The following is a 16523-nucleotide window of genomic DNA, read 5'->3' as shown; positions in this document are numbered from 1 at the left end:
CTCAGGTACCCGGTGTTTCCAGCAGACGGTAGGCAAGACGCGCCGCCACTCGCGCGCCCCTTCCGCCCTGGTCGAAGCGCGGGTTGAACTCAGCAAAGTCTGCCACACGCAATTTGCCGCTATCACGGACCTGCAGGATGATCGTTTCAATGACGCTCATGGGCACGCCATATGCGGCAGGTGCCGACACGGCAGGCATGACGGCGGCAGGCAGAACATCCAGATCGACTGTCAGATAGACATGATCGGCATCCGCCATCAATCGACGAACCCTGTCGCTGACCTGATCCAGGTGCCGCTCCTGCATCACGGTGTCTTCCAGGTACTGTACGCCCAGCGCCTCGGCATGTTCGAATAGCGAAGCCGTATTGCCCAGTCGGCTGATGCCCAGGCAGGCGTACTGAAATACGCCCCCGGCCGCCCGTGTGGCCGCAGCAATCTGGTCAAATGGCGTTCCCGAGCTGCCCGGCCTGGAGGTACGCAAATCAAAATGCGCATCCAGGTTCAGGATCAGCACCCGACCGGTGTCATGCACTGCATCCAGATGCGCCTGCAAGCCCTGCCACGTACCCCACGCAATTTCATGCCCGCCCCCCATCACAATCGGCAAACCCTGATGCAACAACACTTGCGACACAGCGTATGCCAGGGCATCTTGCGCCACTTCGAGCTGATCCTCCACACAGACCACATCACCCACGTCGTACACCTGCCCAATGGCATGCGCCGGCAGTCCTGCCAGCGCACGCCTGATCGCCATCGGCCCCTGCGCCGCACCCGGGCGGCCCTGATTGCGCTGCACGCCCGCATCACAGGCAAAGCCGACCAGCACCTTGCCGCCCGGCCCCTTATCCTTCATCGCCTGAGGAGGCAATGACTGGACGATATTGAACAGGCGTCGCGTATCACCCTGCTCGCCGGTATCCGACCGGCCTTGCCAGAGCGTCATGTCGGCAGCATGCCATTGATCAGGCGTCATGCTGATGCTCCCATCTCGATAATCCAGAGGTATCCGTATCCGGCGTCAGCAGGCGACCCTGCCAGACCACCCGGTTCGGAATCTGTCCGCCCAGCCAATACGCCAGATCGGCCGGCCGATCGATCTCCCATGCCACGAAATCCGCCACCTTGCCGGGTTCAATCGAGCCATGCGTCTCGGACAGGCCCAGTGCCTTTGCAGCATGGCATGTCACGCCAGCCAGTGCCTCTTCGGGCGTCAGGCCAAACTGGACGCAGGCCAGGTTGAGCATCAGCCGCAGCGACAGGGCAGGTGACGTACCAGGATTGAGATCGGTGGAAATGGCGATATCGACACCATACTTGCGCAGCCATTCCACCGGAGGCTGTCGCGTTTCCCGCAACATGTGAAACGCCCCTGGCAGCAACACGGCAACCGTTCCTGCATGCGCCATTGCCCTGACATCATCTTCGGTCAGGTATTCCACATGATCGGCCGAAAGCGCCCCAAGGGACGCCGCCATACTGGCACCGCCCAAGGAAGACAATTGCTCGGCATGTATCTTGACCGCCACACCCAGATCGCGCGCGCGTCGCAACACACGTTCCGACTGGGGAACAGAAAACGCAATGGACTCACAAAAGACATCAACAGCATCGACCAGCCTTTCCGCTACCAGAGTGGGGAGCACCACATCGCAAACATAGTCGATGTAGTCGTCGGCGCGCCCCGCATATTCAGGCGGCAACGCATGTGCCGCCAGGCAGGTCAGCCGAACATTCAGTGGCAATGTGTCGCCCAGCCTTCTGGCCACGGACAGCATTTTTCGTTCCGATTCGAGATCCAGCCCATAGCCGGACTTGATCTCCACGGTCGTCACCCCATCGCGCATCAGGTGTTCCAGACGCCGCCTGGCAGAGCGGTACAGGGACGCAGCATCGGCCGCCCGGGTATGCCTGACCGTACTGGCGATACCGCCGCCTGCAGCGGCAATCTCCTTGTAGCTGACGCCTTCGAGCCGTTGCTGGAATTCGTCACTGCGATTGCCGCCGAATACAGCATGCGTGTGGCAATCGATCAGGCCAGGCGTCACCCAGGCCCCGCCCAGATCGACACGCTGATGCGTGCCCCCCGGTGCATCCCGGTACTCGCCCACCCATTCGATACGCCCCGCCCCGGTCAGGATGGCAGCATGCTCGATCGTGCTCCAGCGCCCGTCCTGCATGGTGGCGACATGGCAGTTAAACCAAAGGGTATAAGTCATTGCCGTGCTCCGTCCACAGAAGCAGCATCAACCATCCTGGGCCTGACTGTGAACCACCAGAATACCGACATCAGCACAATCCAGGCCAGGCCGACATACAAGGAAACACGCGTTGTTTCACCCAAGCCCAATACGCAAATCACGAACACCATGAAGGCCACGGCCAGGAATGGTCCAATCGGCCAGAACGGTACCTTGAACTTGAGCGCCGCAATCTCCTGCGGCGACAACCGTCGGCGCATGGCAATCTGCGACAACAGGATCATCAGCCATACCCATACCGTGGCGAACGTTGCCAGGGATGCGATCAGCAAGAAAATATCCTTGGGAATAAGATAATTCAAGACCACGCCCACCAGCAATGTCACCGTCATGATCAGCACCGTAACCCAGGGCACGCCGTGTCGTGATACCCGCATCAGTGCCTTGGGTGCCTGACCGCGATAGGCCAGGCCAAACATCATGCGCCCTGCGCCATAGATATCGCTATTGATCGCTGACACCGCAGCCGTGATCACCACGACATTGAGCACGGCGGCAGCGGAGTGAATACCCAATCCATTGAAGATCTGGACAAACGGGCTGCCCTGCATGCCGATCTCCGTCCAGCTGGAAACACTGAGAATAACGGTAATGGTCAATACGTAGAAGAGCAGGATTCGCATCGGCACAATATTGATCGCGCGAGGAATCACTTTCTCGGGGTCCTTTGCCTCGCCACCGGAAATCCCAATAATCTCGATTCCACCATAGGCAAACATCACCACCGCAAAACATGCGATGAAACCGCTCCAGCCATTGGGGAAAAACCCGCCATGCGCCCACAGATTACTGATGCTGGGTGCCGCCTGACCATTGAGCTGGACACCGAGCAACAGAATGGCAATGCCGCCGATGATCATTGCAATGATGGCCCCCACCTTGACGAGTGTGAGCCAGAACTCCATCTCTCCGAAAATCCGCACATGGAGCAGGTTAAGGCCGCAGATCAGGGTCACGATCCCCAGCACCCATATCCACTGCGGCGTGTCCGGAAACCAGAAGCCCATATAGATACCAAACGCGGTAATGTCGGCAAGACAGACGATGATCATTTCAAGGACATATGTCCATCCCGTCAGAAAGCCGGCGAGGTTTCCCAGGTTTTCCGAAGCGTACTCGCCAAATGAACCGGAAACAGGTTTGTGGACAACCATTTCACCCAGTGCACGCATCACCATGTAGATCGCTGCACCACCAATGATATAAGCAAGAATGACAGAAGGTCCAGCCAGCTTGATGGCCGACGCCGAGCCATAAAACAGGCCTGTACCAATGGCCGAGCCCAACGCCAGAAAACGGATATGTCTCGCGCCGAGCTGGCGCTGCAGTGCTTGAGTCAAGATGTCTCCTCGTTATTATCGATAAACCTGCGGGCAACACCTTTTTTCCATGCGCTGCCCACTCATGGCAGGGTCAGCGGCTAGGCAACAAACCTGCCGGCACCAGATTGTTCAACCCCCCTGCCGCCAGCAAGGTACTGGCGGCCTCGATATCCGGCGCAAAAAAGCGGTCTTCCTGGTAATACGGAACTTTGCTGCGCAGCAGATGGCGGGCTTGCTCCAACCTGGCCGAGCTTTTCAAGCCCTTGCGGAAGTCCAGGCCCTGGCATGCACCCAACCATTCGATCGCGAGAATTCCCCGTACATTCTCGGCCATGGCCCAAAGTCGCTTGCCTGCATTCGGTGCCATCGAAACGTGATCCTCCTGGTTGGCCGAAGTAGGCAAGCTCGTCACACTGGCCGGATGCGCCAACGCCAGGTTGTCACTGGCCAGTGCCGCAGCAGTGACCTGGGCAATCATGAATCCGGAATTCACGCCGCCGTTATCCACCAGGAAAGGAGGCAACTGGGACATGTGCTTATCCATCATCAGCGAAATGCGCCGCTCCGACAGCGCACCGATTTCCGCCAGTGCCAGCGCCAGGTTATCGGCTGCCATCGCGACCGGTTCTGCATGGAAGTTGCCACCGGAAATCACATCGCCTTCCTCGGCAAACACCAACGGATTGTCGGATACGGCGTTGGCTTCGACCTCAAGGACCTCGGCCGCCTGACGCAGTTGCGTCAGGCAGGCACCCATGACCTGGGGCTGGCAGCGCAAGGAATAGGGATCCTGCACCTTTTCACAATTCTCATGCGACAACCCGACCTCACTCTCTTGCGTCAGCAACTCGCGATAGGCGGCCGCCACATCAATTTGGCCCTGTTGCCCACGCACAGCATGGATACGCGCATCGAATGGTGCCCGCGACCCCAGAGCAGCCTCCACGCTGAGGCTGCCGCAAACCAGGCCGGCAGCCAGCAGGTCTTCCGCCTCGAAAAGGCCACGCAACGCATATGCAGCAGACACCTGGGTACCATTGAGCAGTGCCAGGCCTTCCTTGGCCGCCAGCGTCAGCGGTTCCAGGCCAGCGATCTTGAGCGCGTCTACAGCGGGCAACCATTGCCCCTGGTAACGCGCCTTGCTTTCACCAATCAGCACCAGCGACATATGCGCCAGGGGTGCCAAATCACCAGAGGCCCCCACCGAGCCCTTGAGCGGAATGTGGGGATAAACACCGGCATTGACCAAAGCGATCAAGCCATCAATGACCTTACGGCGTATGCCGGAGTAGCCTCGCGCCAGGCTATTGATCTTGAGCACCATGATCAGTCGCACCAATGCGTCATCCAGCGCCTCCCCCACACCAGCAGCATGGGACAGGACGAGCGAACGCTGGAGCTTTTCCAGATCGGCCGAGGCAATGCGGGTTGAAGCCAGCAGACCAAAGCCTGTATTGATGCCATAGGCCGTCCGGCCTGCAGCCAGGATACCCTCGACGCAAGCCACACTTGCCTCGATGGCCTGGTCCGCGCTGCGATCCAGTGTCAGCGTCACCGGCTGTTGATAGGCCAGGCGCAAATCAGCAAGCGTCAAATGCCCCGGCTTGATGTGAAGATTCATTACAGTCACTCCTTGTCTTACAAGAAACAGCCCGCTGTCCTTTAAGAGACAGCGGGCTTGGTACATGATTATTTTTTGGCATTGATCATGGGCAGGTTCAGCCCTTGCTCATGCGCGCAATCGATCGCAATCTGATAGCCCGCATCGGCATGACGCATCACACCCGTGGCAGGATCGTTATGCAGCACACGGGCAATCCGTGCAGCCGCCTCGTCTGTACCGTCGCATACGATCACGACGCCTGAGTGCTGGGAAAACCCCATGCCGACCCCGCCGCCATGGTGCAAGGAAACCCAGGTCGCCCCCCCTGCCGTATTGAGCAGGGCATTCAGCAAAGGCCAATCGGACACGGCATCGGAGCCATCCTGCATGGATTCGGTTTCACGGTTGGGGCTGGCTACCGAACCGGAATCCAGGTGATCTCGGCCAATCACGATAGGCGCAGACACTTCGCCCGTACGTACCATTTCATTGAAGGCCAGTCCCAACTTGGCACGCTGGCCCAGCCCCACCCAGCAAATACGCGCTGGCAGGCCCTGAAAGCTGATGCGTTCGCGTGCCATATCCAGCCAACGATGCAGATGCGCATCGTCAGGAATCAATTCCTTGACCTTGGCATCCGTCTTGTAGATATCTTCCGGATTGCCTGACAGTGCCACCCAGCGAAATGGCCCGATCCCCCGGCAGAACAAGGGACGGATATAGGCCGGTACGAAACCAGGAAAATCAAAGGCGTTTTCCACCCCTTCTTCCTTGGCCATCTGGCGAATGTTGTTGCCATAGTCGAACGTCGGAATACCCTGCTGCTGAAAGGCCAGCATTGCCCTGACGTGCGCAGCCATTGATTGCTTGGCAGCATGGACGACCGCCGCAGGCTCGGCTTGCGCCCGCTCACGATACGCTTCCCAGGTCCAGCCCGCCGGCAAATAGCCATTGAGTGGATCGTGGGCGCTGGTCTGATCTGTCACCATGTCCGGCCGCACACCCCGACGAACAAGCTCAGGCAGGATTTCTGCCGCATTGCCATGCAAGGCAACTGAAATCGCCTTGCCTTCTGCCGTATATTTCTCGATGCGGGCCAAGGCATCATCCAGATCCATGGCCTGTTCATCGACATAGCGGGTCTTCAGGCGAAAATCGATGCGGCTTTGCTGGCATTCGATATTCAGAGAACATGCCCCTGCCAAAGTGGCAGCCAGGGGTTGTGCCCCCCCCATGCCACCCAGCCCTGCAGTCAACACCCAACGTCCTGTCAGATCGCCGCCATAGTGCTGGCGACCTGCCTCTACAAAGGTTTCATAAGTCCCCTGCACAATCCCCTGGCTGCCGATATAGATCCACGAACCGGCCGTCATCTGGCCATACATTGCCAGCCCTTTGGCATCCAGCTCGTTGAAATGCGCCCAGGTGGCCCAGTGTGGAACGAGGTTCGAATTGGCGATCAGCACGCGCGGGGCATCAGCATGCGTCTTGAAGACCCCGACAGGCTTTCCCGACTGCACCAGCAAGGTTTCATCGCTGTTCAACGCCTTGAGCGCCTCAATGATCTGGTCATAGCATTCCCAATTGCGGGCAGCCCGTCCGATTCCACCGTAGACAACCAGCTCTTTCGGGTTTTCCGCGACCTCTGGATCCAGGTTGTTCATCAGCATGCGCAGTGGAGCCTCCGTCAGCCAGCTCTTGGCTGTCAGTTGCGTGCCTCGTGGAGCACGGATTTCGACATTGCGGTATCGATTCGACATTTCGAGCGGTATCCTTATCCGGTTATTTCAAACTTCAGACTTAACGTTGTCAGGCTGAAATCATAGATGCATAGTGTTGTATATACAACCCAATACAAGTTGATTTCGGACTAGTGATTACCCTAATAAAATGACCGATTCAGGCACTGAATCCTGCCTGCCTGGTTACCTGTCTTCCGTACCCTTGGAGGCACCGGGTCCTTGCCTTGGCCAGGATATTGCGTTTGAATGCAGAGCTGCATGTCACAAAACAAACACTTGGCGCGGTGATGGCCCGCCACAGGAAAACAACCATGACTCACTCCAGGCCCACACCGGAACGAGGATTTGCCGCGCGGTCGAAGGATCAGATGATGTTGCCGCTGTATCAGCAAATCAAACAGATGATCCTGCGCCAGATCGAAACGGGTACCTGGCCAGAGCATTACCGCATCCCGTCAGAAAACGAGCTGGTCAATGAGTTCGGCGCGAGTCGGATGACCATTCATCGTGCACTGCGCGAGCTGACCGCCGAGAACTATCTGGTCAGGGTGCAGGGTGTCGGCACATTCGTGGCAGAGCGCAAGGGCCGTTCCGCACTCTTTTCCGTCAACAGCATTGCCGATGAAATCAAGGCCCGGCATCATCGCCACAGCAGCACCATCGTGCACCTGGAGCAGGAAACGGCCAATAGCGAACAAGCACTGGCACTGGAAATCCGTGAAGGCCAGAGCGTGTTCCATTCGATCATCGTGCATTACGAAAACGACATTCCCATCCAGCTCGAAGACCGTTACGTCAATGTCCAGATGGCTCCTGACTACCTGCAGCAGGATTTCATCGCAACCACCCCTTATGCCTACCTCTCCGATGTCGCCCCGCTGACTGCCGGCGAGCATCGGGTCGAGGCCGTGCTGGCAAAGTCGCATGAATGCGCCCTGCTGCACATTGAGCCTGACGAACCATGCCTGCTGATCCGCCGTCGCACATGGTCCGGGGATCAGGCGGTGTCATACGCACGCCTGATCCACCCAGGATCACGACATCATCTGGAAGGAAAATTCACAACATGAGCAATGTGCAGGTCAGGCATTATCGGGCTGCAGACTACCCGTCCATGCCCTGGCGCAACGGTGGCGGCATCACCCATGAGGTCGCCTGCGAGACGTGTGATGGCGATGCCGGATTCGACTGGCGAATATCGATTGCCGAAGTTGCGCAGGACGGTGCCTTTTCCCATTTCGGCGGCTTGCAACGGATCATTGCAGTCCTTGAAGGCACCGGCATGGCATTGACGTTCAATGGCCGGTCACCCGACGTAGTGCTGCATCCACACCAGCCTTTCGCCTTTTCCGGTAACGATCAGGTGCACTGCAGACTGCTGGACGGCCCCATCCGGGACCTCAACCTGATGTATGCACCCACCCGGTATCGGGCACGCCTGAGATGGATGACCAGCCCAGCGGATCTACGCTTTCACAGCGATGCATCAAAGGTCCTGATTCTCAATACCGGCACCGCCCCAATGTCGTGCCGGATCGACGGGCAGGATCATCCACTTCCCATCCGCTACGACTGCCTGCGCATCGACACAGCAGGCACGCAAATCGAGTGTGCCTGCTCGCCCGATACAGCAAGCGCCTGCATCATTGAGTTGTATCTCCTGTGCACCACTGAACTGGCACCGCAAGGATACCGATAGAGAAAGCCTTGACCCAAGTCATGGGCCAATCCTGACTGCCCGCATATAGTTAATAGTGATGAATATCATTATTGATTCTATATTTGCCAAGGTTCCCCATGCTAAACAGACTGCGCCAGCAATCATCACAATGCATTGCCGCAACCCTTGTTGCCACACTGGCACTGGGCATGACCGGTTCCGTATTTGGGGCCTCACCACCAGAATCTGACAAGGACCGCCTTTGGATGCGCACCAACTATCTCGAACAGCCGGAAGAAGGGTTGTACGAGTTGCAATACAACGCGCCTACGGGTGCGGTATTCGCGTCTGTTATCGATCGTGAGCGCCGGGCTGACAATATTGGCTACCTGTATGCCTTTGATGGGCAATCCCTTGAAATCAAAGGGCGCTACCGCATGCCGTACCGCGCATTCTCGCTGACACAGGATGCGCAGGGGTCATGGCTGTATATTGGTCATACGCAGGCAGCATCGCTGCGCATCAGCAAAGTCGATCCTGAAACCGGCCACATCGTGGCAAGCAGCGAACGCTTGCATGTCGAACCCAGCGCGCCCCAGGATGAACACCTGCGCCATGTCATCCACAACGAAAAAACCGGTGAACTGTTCGTAGCCTACATCGGAAAAGTCGAGGAAAACGACAGCAAGCATTCGGTCTACCGCTTGCTTGTACTGGACGATGACACGCTGCAAATCAAAGGCGAAGTTGCCAATGCCTTCCCGTCAGTGGGTTATGCCTTGCACCAGGATCGCCATACGCAGCATATCTATACCGCCGGCTCCGACTATATCAATGAAATCGATCCGGCAACACACCAGGTCATCCGCACAATTGTCCTGGATGATCAGGTTCGACCGCGTGTGAACAACTTGGTAGGACTCGCTGTAGATTCCAGGGGCGGACGCATCTTTGCCTCACAATTCATACACCAGCCACGGGCCGATGCCACTGACGAACGCGATGGCCTATACGTATTCGATCATGACAGCGGCAGGCAATTGGCATTCGTCCCGACAGGAACCGGGGCCGTCACACTGGCCTACAGCGCCAAGCATGATGAGGTGTATGTCAGCAACTTCCGTAGCGGCACCATCAGCGTCGTCGATGGGAAGACCTACCAGATCAAGCAGCAGATCCCTGCTCATGTATTCCCCAACATGATGGCGTTGGCCGCTGATGAAAGCGCTCTGTATGTGGGATTGAAGCAGGGTTTCAGCAAGCAGTGGAACCCCGAAGAATTCGTCGCGGGTGCCAAAGAGCAGATACTGCGCATTTCACTGGATCGGGATAGTCCAACCCCATAAACCCGGTGCACGCCACAAGAGGCAGGACCAAATGAGTATCAATATTTTGATGGTTGTATTGACCTTGCTCGAGAGTGGTCAAATGTCAGCCGCTTTCGTCAACACAGCATCGATGGAAGAATGTGAACGCCGTTCACTCATGGTACGCACCGTACTGGAAACCACTGGAGCCCGAATCCAGCAAATCGCATGTCGGCAATCAACGGCCAGATTCACCTCTTTCAGCCATGATGATGGTTCTCCGGAGACACAGCACATGCACTATGTCATCCAAATCGATCCGCAACAGGCCAGCATCATGGTGCTACCGCCAGGGCACACATGCAAGAACAGCAATGATGAGGACGACAATACCATCAGCTACTGCGCCACCTCGACACAATCCTTACTACTGCAGGATGCTCCTGGCACTCGGCCATGAGGACATCACACGGCAAGTTGCACCTGTTCGGCCTGACATCCTGGCCAGTCTGTCCGTAGCGCCGCTTCAGTGATACGGGGCGGCGCTGCGGGAGCAAGACTTTCAGGAGCCCCATATGATGTGTCATTCCTCGTCTCGCCGTAGTTCGAGACCCTGCCCCAATCTGTTCCGCCCGCGCGCTATGGCGCTGTCATTGCTGGCTGCCCTGCCGTGGAACACCAACGCCCAGTCGACTCACGACACCACCTGGCTGGACACCATTACTGTCGTGGGAACCCGCACAGAAACCTCTATTCAAAACAACCCGGCATCGGTCTCTGTCATCGATCAAGAGGAAATCGCACGGCGCGCGCCGGAAAGCATTGCTGAAATGCTGCGTGATGTGCCTGGTGTCGAAGTCGTCGACTCATCTGCTGCCGGCATGAAGCGTATTCGTATCCGCGGAGAGTCTTCACGGCGCGTCACTATTTTGGTTGACGGTCAGGAAATCACGGATCACAGCACCTACGGCACACCACTTCTGGTGGATCCGTCCGGCGTCGAACGCATTGAAGTTGTTCGTGGCCCGGCATCCGTATTGTACGGAGCCAAGGCGATCGGTGGCGTTGTCAATATCATTACCAAACGCGGTGCGGCACAGCCAATTCAGTTGGAGCTGGGCGGCAGCTATTACTCCGGCACCCGGGGCACGCAGGGGTGGGCGGCAGTCTCCGGAACACTTGATGATTTCGATTACCGGATTTCGGGCGAAACCGATCACCACGAAGACCGCAAGGTGCCTGTAGGGCGCTACACATCGACCGGCAGGCTGGATGGTTCGTCCTATCACAACGACAACCTGGCACTGCACCTGGGCTATGCGTTTGGCGAAAATCGCAACCACTACCTGAGCCTGAAGGCTGATCGCCATGAACTCAGCACTGACAGTTGGACCGATCCGGACACACTGACCTATCCCATTACCGATTTCCGTATCGAACTGCCCAAGCGCGAGCGTCGCAAGGTTGGCCTGTTCTACGACGGCAGCGATCTGGGTTCAGTGGTACGCAAGGTACATGCCGATATGTACTACCAGGTCATTGACCGCCTGTTCAGCAATCACGTGACCATGCAGCCCATGCCGGTAGTGAAAGTCGGGGTGACATCAACATCCGATGACCAGAACACAAACTATGGCGGTACGGCCCAGGTGGATTTGCAATTTCATCCTGACCACTACACGATTGCCGGCATTCATTACCTGATGGATGACCTGGATACCCATAAAACATCCACGACGGTCAGTCAGGTGTTCGGCCGTCCAACCACGACCATCACACACAACCAGGATCGGGCATCCATCCGCACCACATCGGCCTTTTTGCAAGACGAGTGGACACTGACACCGGATGTCAAACTCACGGCAGGTTTACGCTACTACAACGTGCAAACCAAGCTGAAGTCCACCAGCAGTCCCGAACGCGCGGGCTATGGCGCAGAAACCACCAGCCGTACCGTGAAGTCTCTTGGGCTGACATATACGGGGTTGCCCTCAACTACGCTGCGCGCCCTGTACTCCGAGGGCTACATCATGCCCACGTTATTGCAATTGTTCACTGACACCACTGCCGGACGGGGAGCCGTGACGCTGGGCAACCCCGGTCTGAAACCCGAAACCTCGCGCAATATCGAAATTGGCACACGCTACAACGCGGACGGGCTCATGCTCGACGGTGCCGTATTCTTTGCCAGGGCCAAGAACTACATCACCAGCAACGTATCGTGCAGCGCTGCCGGTGCAGGCTGCCCCGATCGCGCCACGGTCAGCGACTATATCTACAAAAACATGGACAAGGCAGATACTCGCGGTCTGGAATTGGCGGCCGAATACCAGTTGCCAGGCACATCATTCACGCCCTACCTGTCCGGCACATGGATCAAGCGCGAGCTGCACGAACCATCCTTGAACACATATAACAGTGGCACGCCCACGCTGTCCGGAAGACTGGGCGTTCGTTACGAAGGCAGGTTAGTCGGCAAAGATGTCTGGGGCGATGTGTTCGTGCGCGCAGCGACGGATCAGAAGCTGACAACCGGCACCGATGCAGCCCCTGACACGACCCGACTGCCGGGCTGGGGAACATTGAATGTCGCGTTTGGCGGTTCCCTAGGACAAAATGACAGTCTGCGCTACGGCGTACATTTCAACAATGTACTGGACAAGGAATATCGCGCATCACTTGACGAACTGCCGGGAACCGGGCGCAGTGTCGAACTGACCATGCGGTTGACGTTCTAGAACAGTTCGGATATCGGCCTGCATATGATCTTTTGCTCTCGCAGAAAATCGACAGGCCGAAATGTCATGTTTATAATATCCGGATGAACTCGTACACGACGTCCCGACTCCGCTGGTGGTGGCGCTTCTTCTAGAAGCGGCACGTCGTTGCGGCCCCACGCCGCACCTTGCCGCCGAACCGGCAAAGCAAGGCTCAATCAGATCGCTCTCCCGGCACGGCGGCTCCCAAACACAGGAGACTGCTTTGATGCCATCACACCGCCTCACCATTGCACACGATACATCCGGCCAGACGACCAACGTGCCGTCTCGGCACCTGCGCGCATGGCGTTAGCCTGCACGAAGTGTCCAATACGCCTGCCCCGCCAGGATCACGCCCGCCCCGATCTCAAAATCAATAAGTCAATGCCATGAAACTGCTGATGCTCGACAATTACGACTCGTTCACCTACAACCTGGTGCAATATTTCGGCGAACTGGGCGAAGACGTCCATGTGGCGCGCAACGACCAGATCACCCTTGAGGAAATCGAACGCCTGGCCCCGGCGCGCATCTGCGTCTCGCCCGGCCCCTGCTCGCCTGCCGAGGCCGGCATTTCCGTACCGCTGATCCAGCACTTTGCCGGCAAGGTGCCCATCCTGGGCGTTTGCCTGGGCCATCAGTCGATCGGCGCGGCCTACGGCGGCGACATCGTGCGCGCCAAGGAAATCATGCATGGCAAGACGTCGCCGATCACCCATGCCGGCACCGACATCTTCCGCAATCTGCCATCTCCCTTTACCATTACCCGCTACCACTCCCTGGCGATCGAGCGCAGCACCCTGCCCGATTGCCTGCGCGTCACTGCCGAAACAGCAGATGGCGAAATCATGGGCATCTGTCACAAAGAGCTGCCTGTCTATGGCGTACAGTTCCATCCCGAGTCGATCCTGAGCGAACACGGCCATGACCTGCTGCGCAATTTCCTGACCCTCTGAACGCAAAGATACCGGACAGTCCCATGAGCATCACCGTTACCGAAGCCCTGACCCGCTGCATCGAGCACCGCGAGATTTTTCACGATGAAATGCTGCACCTGATGCGCATGCTGATGCGCGGCGAGATGTCGCCGCAGACCGCCAGCGCGCTGCTGATCGGCCTGCGCGTCAAGAAGGAAACCATCGGCGAGATCACTGCCGCCGCCCAGGTCATGCGCGAGTTCGCAACGCCGGTACGCGTGGCCGATCCCGACAGTCTGCTCGACATGTGCGGCACCGGCGGCGACGGCAGCAACACCTTCAATATTTCCACCACCGCCATGTTCGTGGCCGCCGCCGCAGGCGTGCGCATCGCCAAGCATGGCGGCCGCAGCGCCTCATCCTCGTCGGGCAGCGCCGACGTGCTGGAAGCACTGGGGGCCAACCTGGCCCTCAACCCCGAGCAGGTGGCACAGTGCATCGAGGAAATCGGCATCGGCTTCATGTTCGCCCCCGCGCATCACGGAGCCATGAAGAATGTCGCGCCCATCCGCAAGGAACTGGGCGTACGCACGATTTTCAACATCCTCGGCCCGCTCACCAACCCGGCAGGTGCGGCCAACCAGTTGATGGGCGTCTTCCACCCCGATCTGGTCGGCATCCAGGTACGCGCCCTGCAGCGCCTGGGCTCGAAACATGTCCTGATCGTGCATGGCATGGACGGCATGGACGAAGCCTCCCTGGGGGCCAGCACCCTGGTCGGCGAACTCAAGGACGGCCAGGTACGCGAATACCAGATCCATCCCGAGGACTTCGGCATGTCGATGGTATCGAACCGTTCGATCCGGGTCGGCAACCGCGAAGAATCCCGTGACCTGGTCCTTCAGGCACTTAACAACCAGCCCGGACCGGCGCGTGATATCGTGCTGTTCAATGCCGGACTGGCGATCTACGCTGGCAATGGAGCCCCCTCCATTGATGCCGGCCTGCAAAAGGCTGCCGAACTGCTGGAAAGCGGTGCGGCACGCGCCAAACTCGACGAATTCTGCAGTTTCACCAAAAAGTTCTGACCCCCCATGAGCGACATCCTGCAAAAGATCCTGGCCGTCAAGGCCGAAGAAGTCACCCAGGCGCGGCTGCTGCGCAGCGAGGCCGACCTGTTGCGCGAGGCACAGGCGCGCCAGGACGTGCGCGGCTTCATCCAGGCCATCGAGAACAAGGTCGCCGCCGGCAAGCCGGCCGTGATCGCCGAGATCAAGCGAGCCTCACCCTCCAAGGGCATTCTGCGCGAGAATTTCGCGCCGTCCGAGATCGCGGCCACCTATGCAGCACACGGCGCAGCCTGCCTGTCCGTGTTGACCGACGTACAGTTTTTCCAGGGCTCGCACGACTACCTGCGCCAGGCTCGCGCGGTCTGCCCGCTGCCGGTGCTGCGCAAGGACTTCATGATCGATCCCTATCAGATCATCATGGCGCGGGCGATGGGTGCCGACTGCGTGCTGCTGATCGCCGCCGCACTCGGCCTGTCGCAACTCCAGGAGCTGGAAGCCTGCGCCCTGTCTCTGGGCATGGATGTACTGATCGAGGTACACGATGCCGACGAACTCGACATCGCGCTGCAATTGCAGACCCCCCTTCTGGGCATCAACAACCGCAACCTGCGCACCTTCGAGACATCGCTGCAGACCACGCTGGAGCTGCTGCCCCGCATCCCGACCGGCAAGCGCGTGGTCACGGAAAGCGGCATCCTCGCACCCGAAGATGTGCAATTGATGCGCAGCCATGAAGTGCATGCCTTCCTGATCGGTGAGGCCTTCATGCGGGCAGCCGATCCGGGTGTTGCGCTGGCCGAACTGATGGGACAGGCCTGACGGACTGCCGCAGCATCTTTCACACCCGTGTCACAGACAGTTGCCTTGCTGCATTTCCGAGAAATGGGCAAGGCAACAATACATCCATCAATCTCGACTACCTTGAACGACAAAGACCGGTGCGGGTGATTTCTTTGTCGCCATCGTCATAATTGATACCCACCCTCTCTCCCGACAGGGATGCGATTTTTCCGGGGTACCAGGTGCCCTGATTCTGGTAATTGCATTCGACTCGCGTCCCCACCATCCAGTTGTAATGCCGCACTCTGCTCGCAGGCAGGATTTCGGTATCTCCATCATCGTACAGAACAATCACCTGCCCTCCGGAGGTGCTTTGAACAATACCCGGATACCATCGTCCGGCCCCCTGGAAATTACCCAGCACCCAGTCACCCGCTGTTTGCGCACAGGCAGCACCAGAACCGAACGCCGCGGCAAAAGCCACCAAAAATATGAATATGGGATTTCGCATCATTCGGCAACCTCCATTACAAAAGCACAAGGTTGCCATTCTAAGGACGCCAGAATTTCAAGAAAATCCCTGAAACTGGGTATTCAGAACACTCGATCAAAAAAACCAGCAGAGCAGGCACAGAATAAAAATCCCTCCGGCACTGCCCTGTCTGATCCAACGTTTACACGTTCTCAGATTGCCGCGCTGACGATGATTTCCACCAGCAGCTCCGGACGGGCCAGCCGGGCCTCGCAGGTCGCACGCGTCGGCAAGGCACTGCGGTCGGCCCACTCGCCCCAGGCGGCATTCATGCCGGCGAAATCGCGCTCGATGTCCTTGAGCCAGATCTGCACGGTCAGCAGGCGCGACTTGTCGGTACCGGCCTGGGCCAGATAGCCGTCGATCTTGGCCAGCACGTCACGCGTCTGGCCCTGGATATCGGCCTTGCTGTCCGAGGCGGTCACGCCGGCGATATGTGCCACGCCGCCATGAATCACGATGCGGCTGAGGCGCTCGTTGCTGTCGATGCGCTGGATGGCTTGTTGTGTCATGTTGTAGTACTCCCCTTGAGAATGCCGTGCCGGCACAGGATCGTCCGGCACGGGT

General features: G+C 58.2%; 15 protein-coding genes. 8 read left to right on the top strand and 7 right to left on the bottom strand.

Annotation, left to right across the window (positions count from 1 at the left end):
- Window position 1 precedes the first annotated feature (1 nt).
- The 5 genes from hutG to hutU all read right to left on the bottom strand — a co-directional run bounded on the left by hutG (window position 2) and on the right by hutU (window position 6949).
- Window positions 2–979, bottom strand: coding sequence for a formimidoylglutamase (gene hutG / locus ABN482_RS12725; RefSeq protein WP_349504346.1), 978 nt, complete (start codon window positions 977–979; stop codon window positions 2–4).
- Entirely contained in the window at window positions 969–2222 is a 1254-nt protein-coding gene (gene hutI, locus ABN482_RS12720; protein WP_349504345.1) for an imidazolonepropionase, read from the bottom strand. The genes hutG and hutI overlap by 11 nt, the downstream gene beginning before the upstream one ends.
- Window positions 2219–3604 carry an amino acid permease gene (locus tag ABN482_RS12715; protein WP_349504344.1) on the bottom strand — a complete coding sequence of 462 codons (1386 nt, stop codon included), beginning with the start codon at window positions 3602–3604 and terminating at the stop codon, window positions 2219–2221. The genes hutI and ABN482_RS12715 overlap by 4 nt, the downstream gene beginning before the upstream one ends.
- Window positions 3605–3677: 73 nt before the next feature.
- On the bottom strand, window positions 3678–5207 hold the full coding sequence (gene hutH / locus ABN482_RS12710; RefSeq protein ID WP_349504343.1) for a histidine ammonia-lyase: 1530 nt from the start codon (window positions 5205–5207) through the stop codon (window positions 3678–3680).
- Between the two features lie 68 nt (window positions 5208–5275).
- Complete coding sequence (gene hutU, locus ABN482_RS12705; protein WP_349504342.1) at window positions 5276–6949, bottom strand: urocanate hydratase; 1674 nt, start codon at window positions 6947–6949, stop codon at window positions 5276–5278.
- Between the two features lie 350 nt (window positions 6950–7299).
- Between hutU and hutC the strand changes: the two genes are divergently transcribed.
- The 8 genes from hutC (at window position 7300) to trpC (ending at window position 15463) form a co-directional block, all read left to right on the top strand.
- Entirely contained in the window at window positions 7300–8001 is a 702-nt protein-coding gene (gene hutC / locus ABN482_RS12700) for a histidine utilization transcriptional repressor HutC (protein ID WP_349504363.1), read from the top strand.
- Window positions 7998–8630 carry a HutD/Ves family protein gene (locus ABN482_RS12695; protein WP_349504341.1) on the top strand — a complete coding sequence of 211 codons (633 nt, stop codon included), beginning with the start codon at window positions 7998–8000 and terminating at the stop codon, window positions 8628–8630. The genes hutC and ABN482_RS12695 overlap by 4 nt, the downstream gene beginning before the upstream one ends.
- Before the next feature lie 227 nt (window positions 8631–8857).
- Window positions 8858–9937 carry a YncE family protein gene (locus ABN482_RS12690; RefSeq protein WP_349504340.1) on the top strand — a complete coding sequence of 360 codons (1080 nt, stop codon included), beginning with the start codon at window positions 8858–8860 and terminating at the stop codon, window positions 9935–9937.
- A gap of 31 nt (window positions 9938–9968) precedes the next feature.
- Entirely contained in the window at window positions 9969–10358 is a 390-nt protein-coding gene (locus tag ABN482_RS12685) for a hypothetical protein (RefSeq protein ID WP_349504339.1), read from the top strand.
- A gap of 193 nt (window positions 10359–10551) precedes the next feature.
- Window positions 10552–12636 carry a TonB-dependent receptor plug domain-containing protein gene (locus ABN482_RS12680; protein ID WP_349504338.1) on the top strand — a complete coding sequence of 695 codons (2085 nt, stop codon included), beginning with the start codon at window positions 10552–10554 and terminating at the stop codon, window positions 12634–12636.
- A 410-nt stretch (window positions 12637–13046) separates the two neighbouring features.
- Window positions 13047–13613, top strand: a complete 567-nt coding sequence (locus ABN482_RS12675; protein WP_349504337.1) for an aminodeoxychorismate/anthranilate synthase component II — start codon at window positions 13047–13049, stop codon at window positions 13611–13613.
- A 23-nt stretch (window positions 13614–13636) separates the two neighbouring features.
- A complete protein-coding gene (gene trpD / locus ABN482_RS12670) occupies window positions 13637–14662 on the top strand; it encodes an anthranilate phosphoribosyltransferase (protein WP_143859471.1) in 1026 nt (341 codons plus the stop codon).
- A 6-nt stretch (window positions 14663–14668) separates the two neighbouring features.
- Window positions 14669–15463: an indole-3-glycerol phosphate synthase TrpC gene (gene trpC, locus ABN482_RS12665; protein WP_349504336.1), complete on the top strand. Its 795-nt coding sequence runs from the start codon at window positions 14669–14671 to the stop codon at window positions 15461–15463.
- A gap of 97 nt (window positions 15464–15560) precedes the next feature.
- On the opposite strand, the gene ABN482_RS12660 is transcribed toward trpC, so the two are convergent.
- A complete protein-coding gene (locus ABN482_RS12660; protein ID WP_349504335.1) occupies window positions 15561–15938 on the bottom strand; it encodes a tudor domain-containing protein in 378 nt (125 codons plus the stop codon).
- 170 nt (window positions 15939–16108) lie between these two features.
- Window positions 16109–16468, bottom strand: coding sequence for a RidA family protein (locus ABN482_RS12655; RefSeq protein WP_109062877.1), 360 nt, complete (start codon window positions 16466–16468; stop codon window positions 16109–16111).
- Window positions 16469–16523 lie beyond the last annotated feature (55 nt).

The organism is Corticimicrobacter sp. (assembly GCF_040137905.1).
In the GTDB taxonomy this organism is placed as follows: domain Bacteria; phylum Pseudomonadota; class Gammaproteobacteria; order Burkholderiales; family Burkholderiaceae_B; genus Corticimicrobacter.
This window is presented reverse-complemented; position numbering and strand designations above follow the sequence as displayed.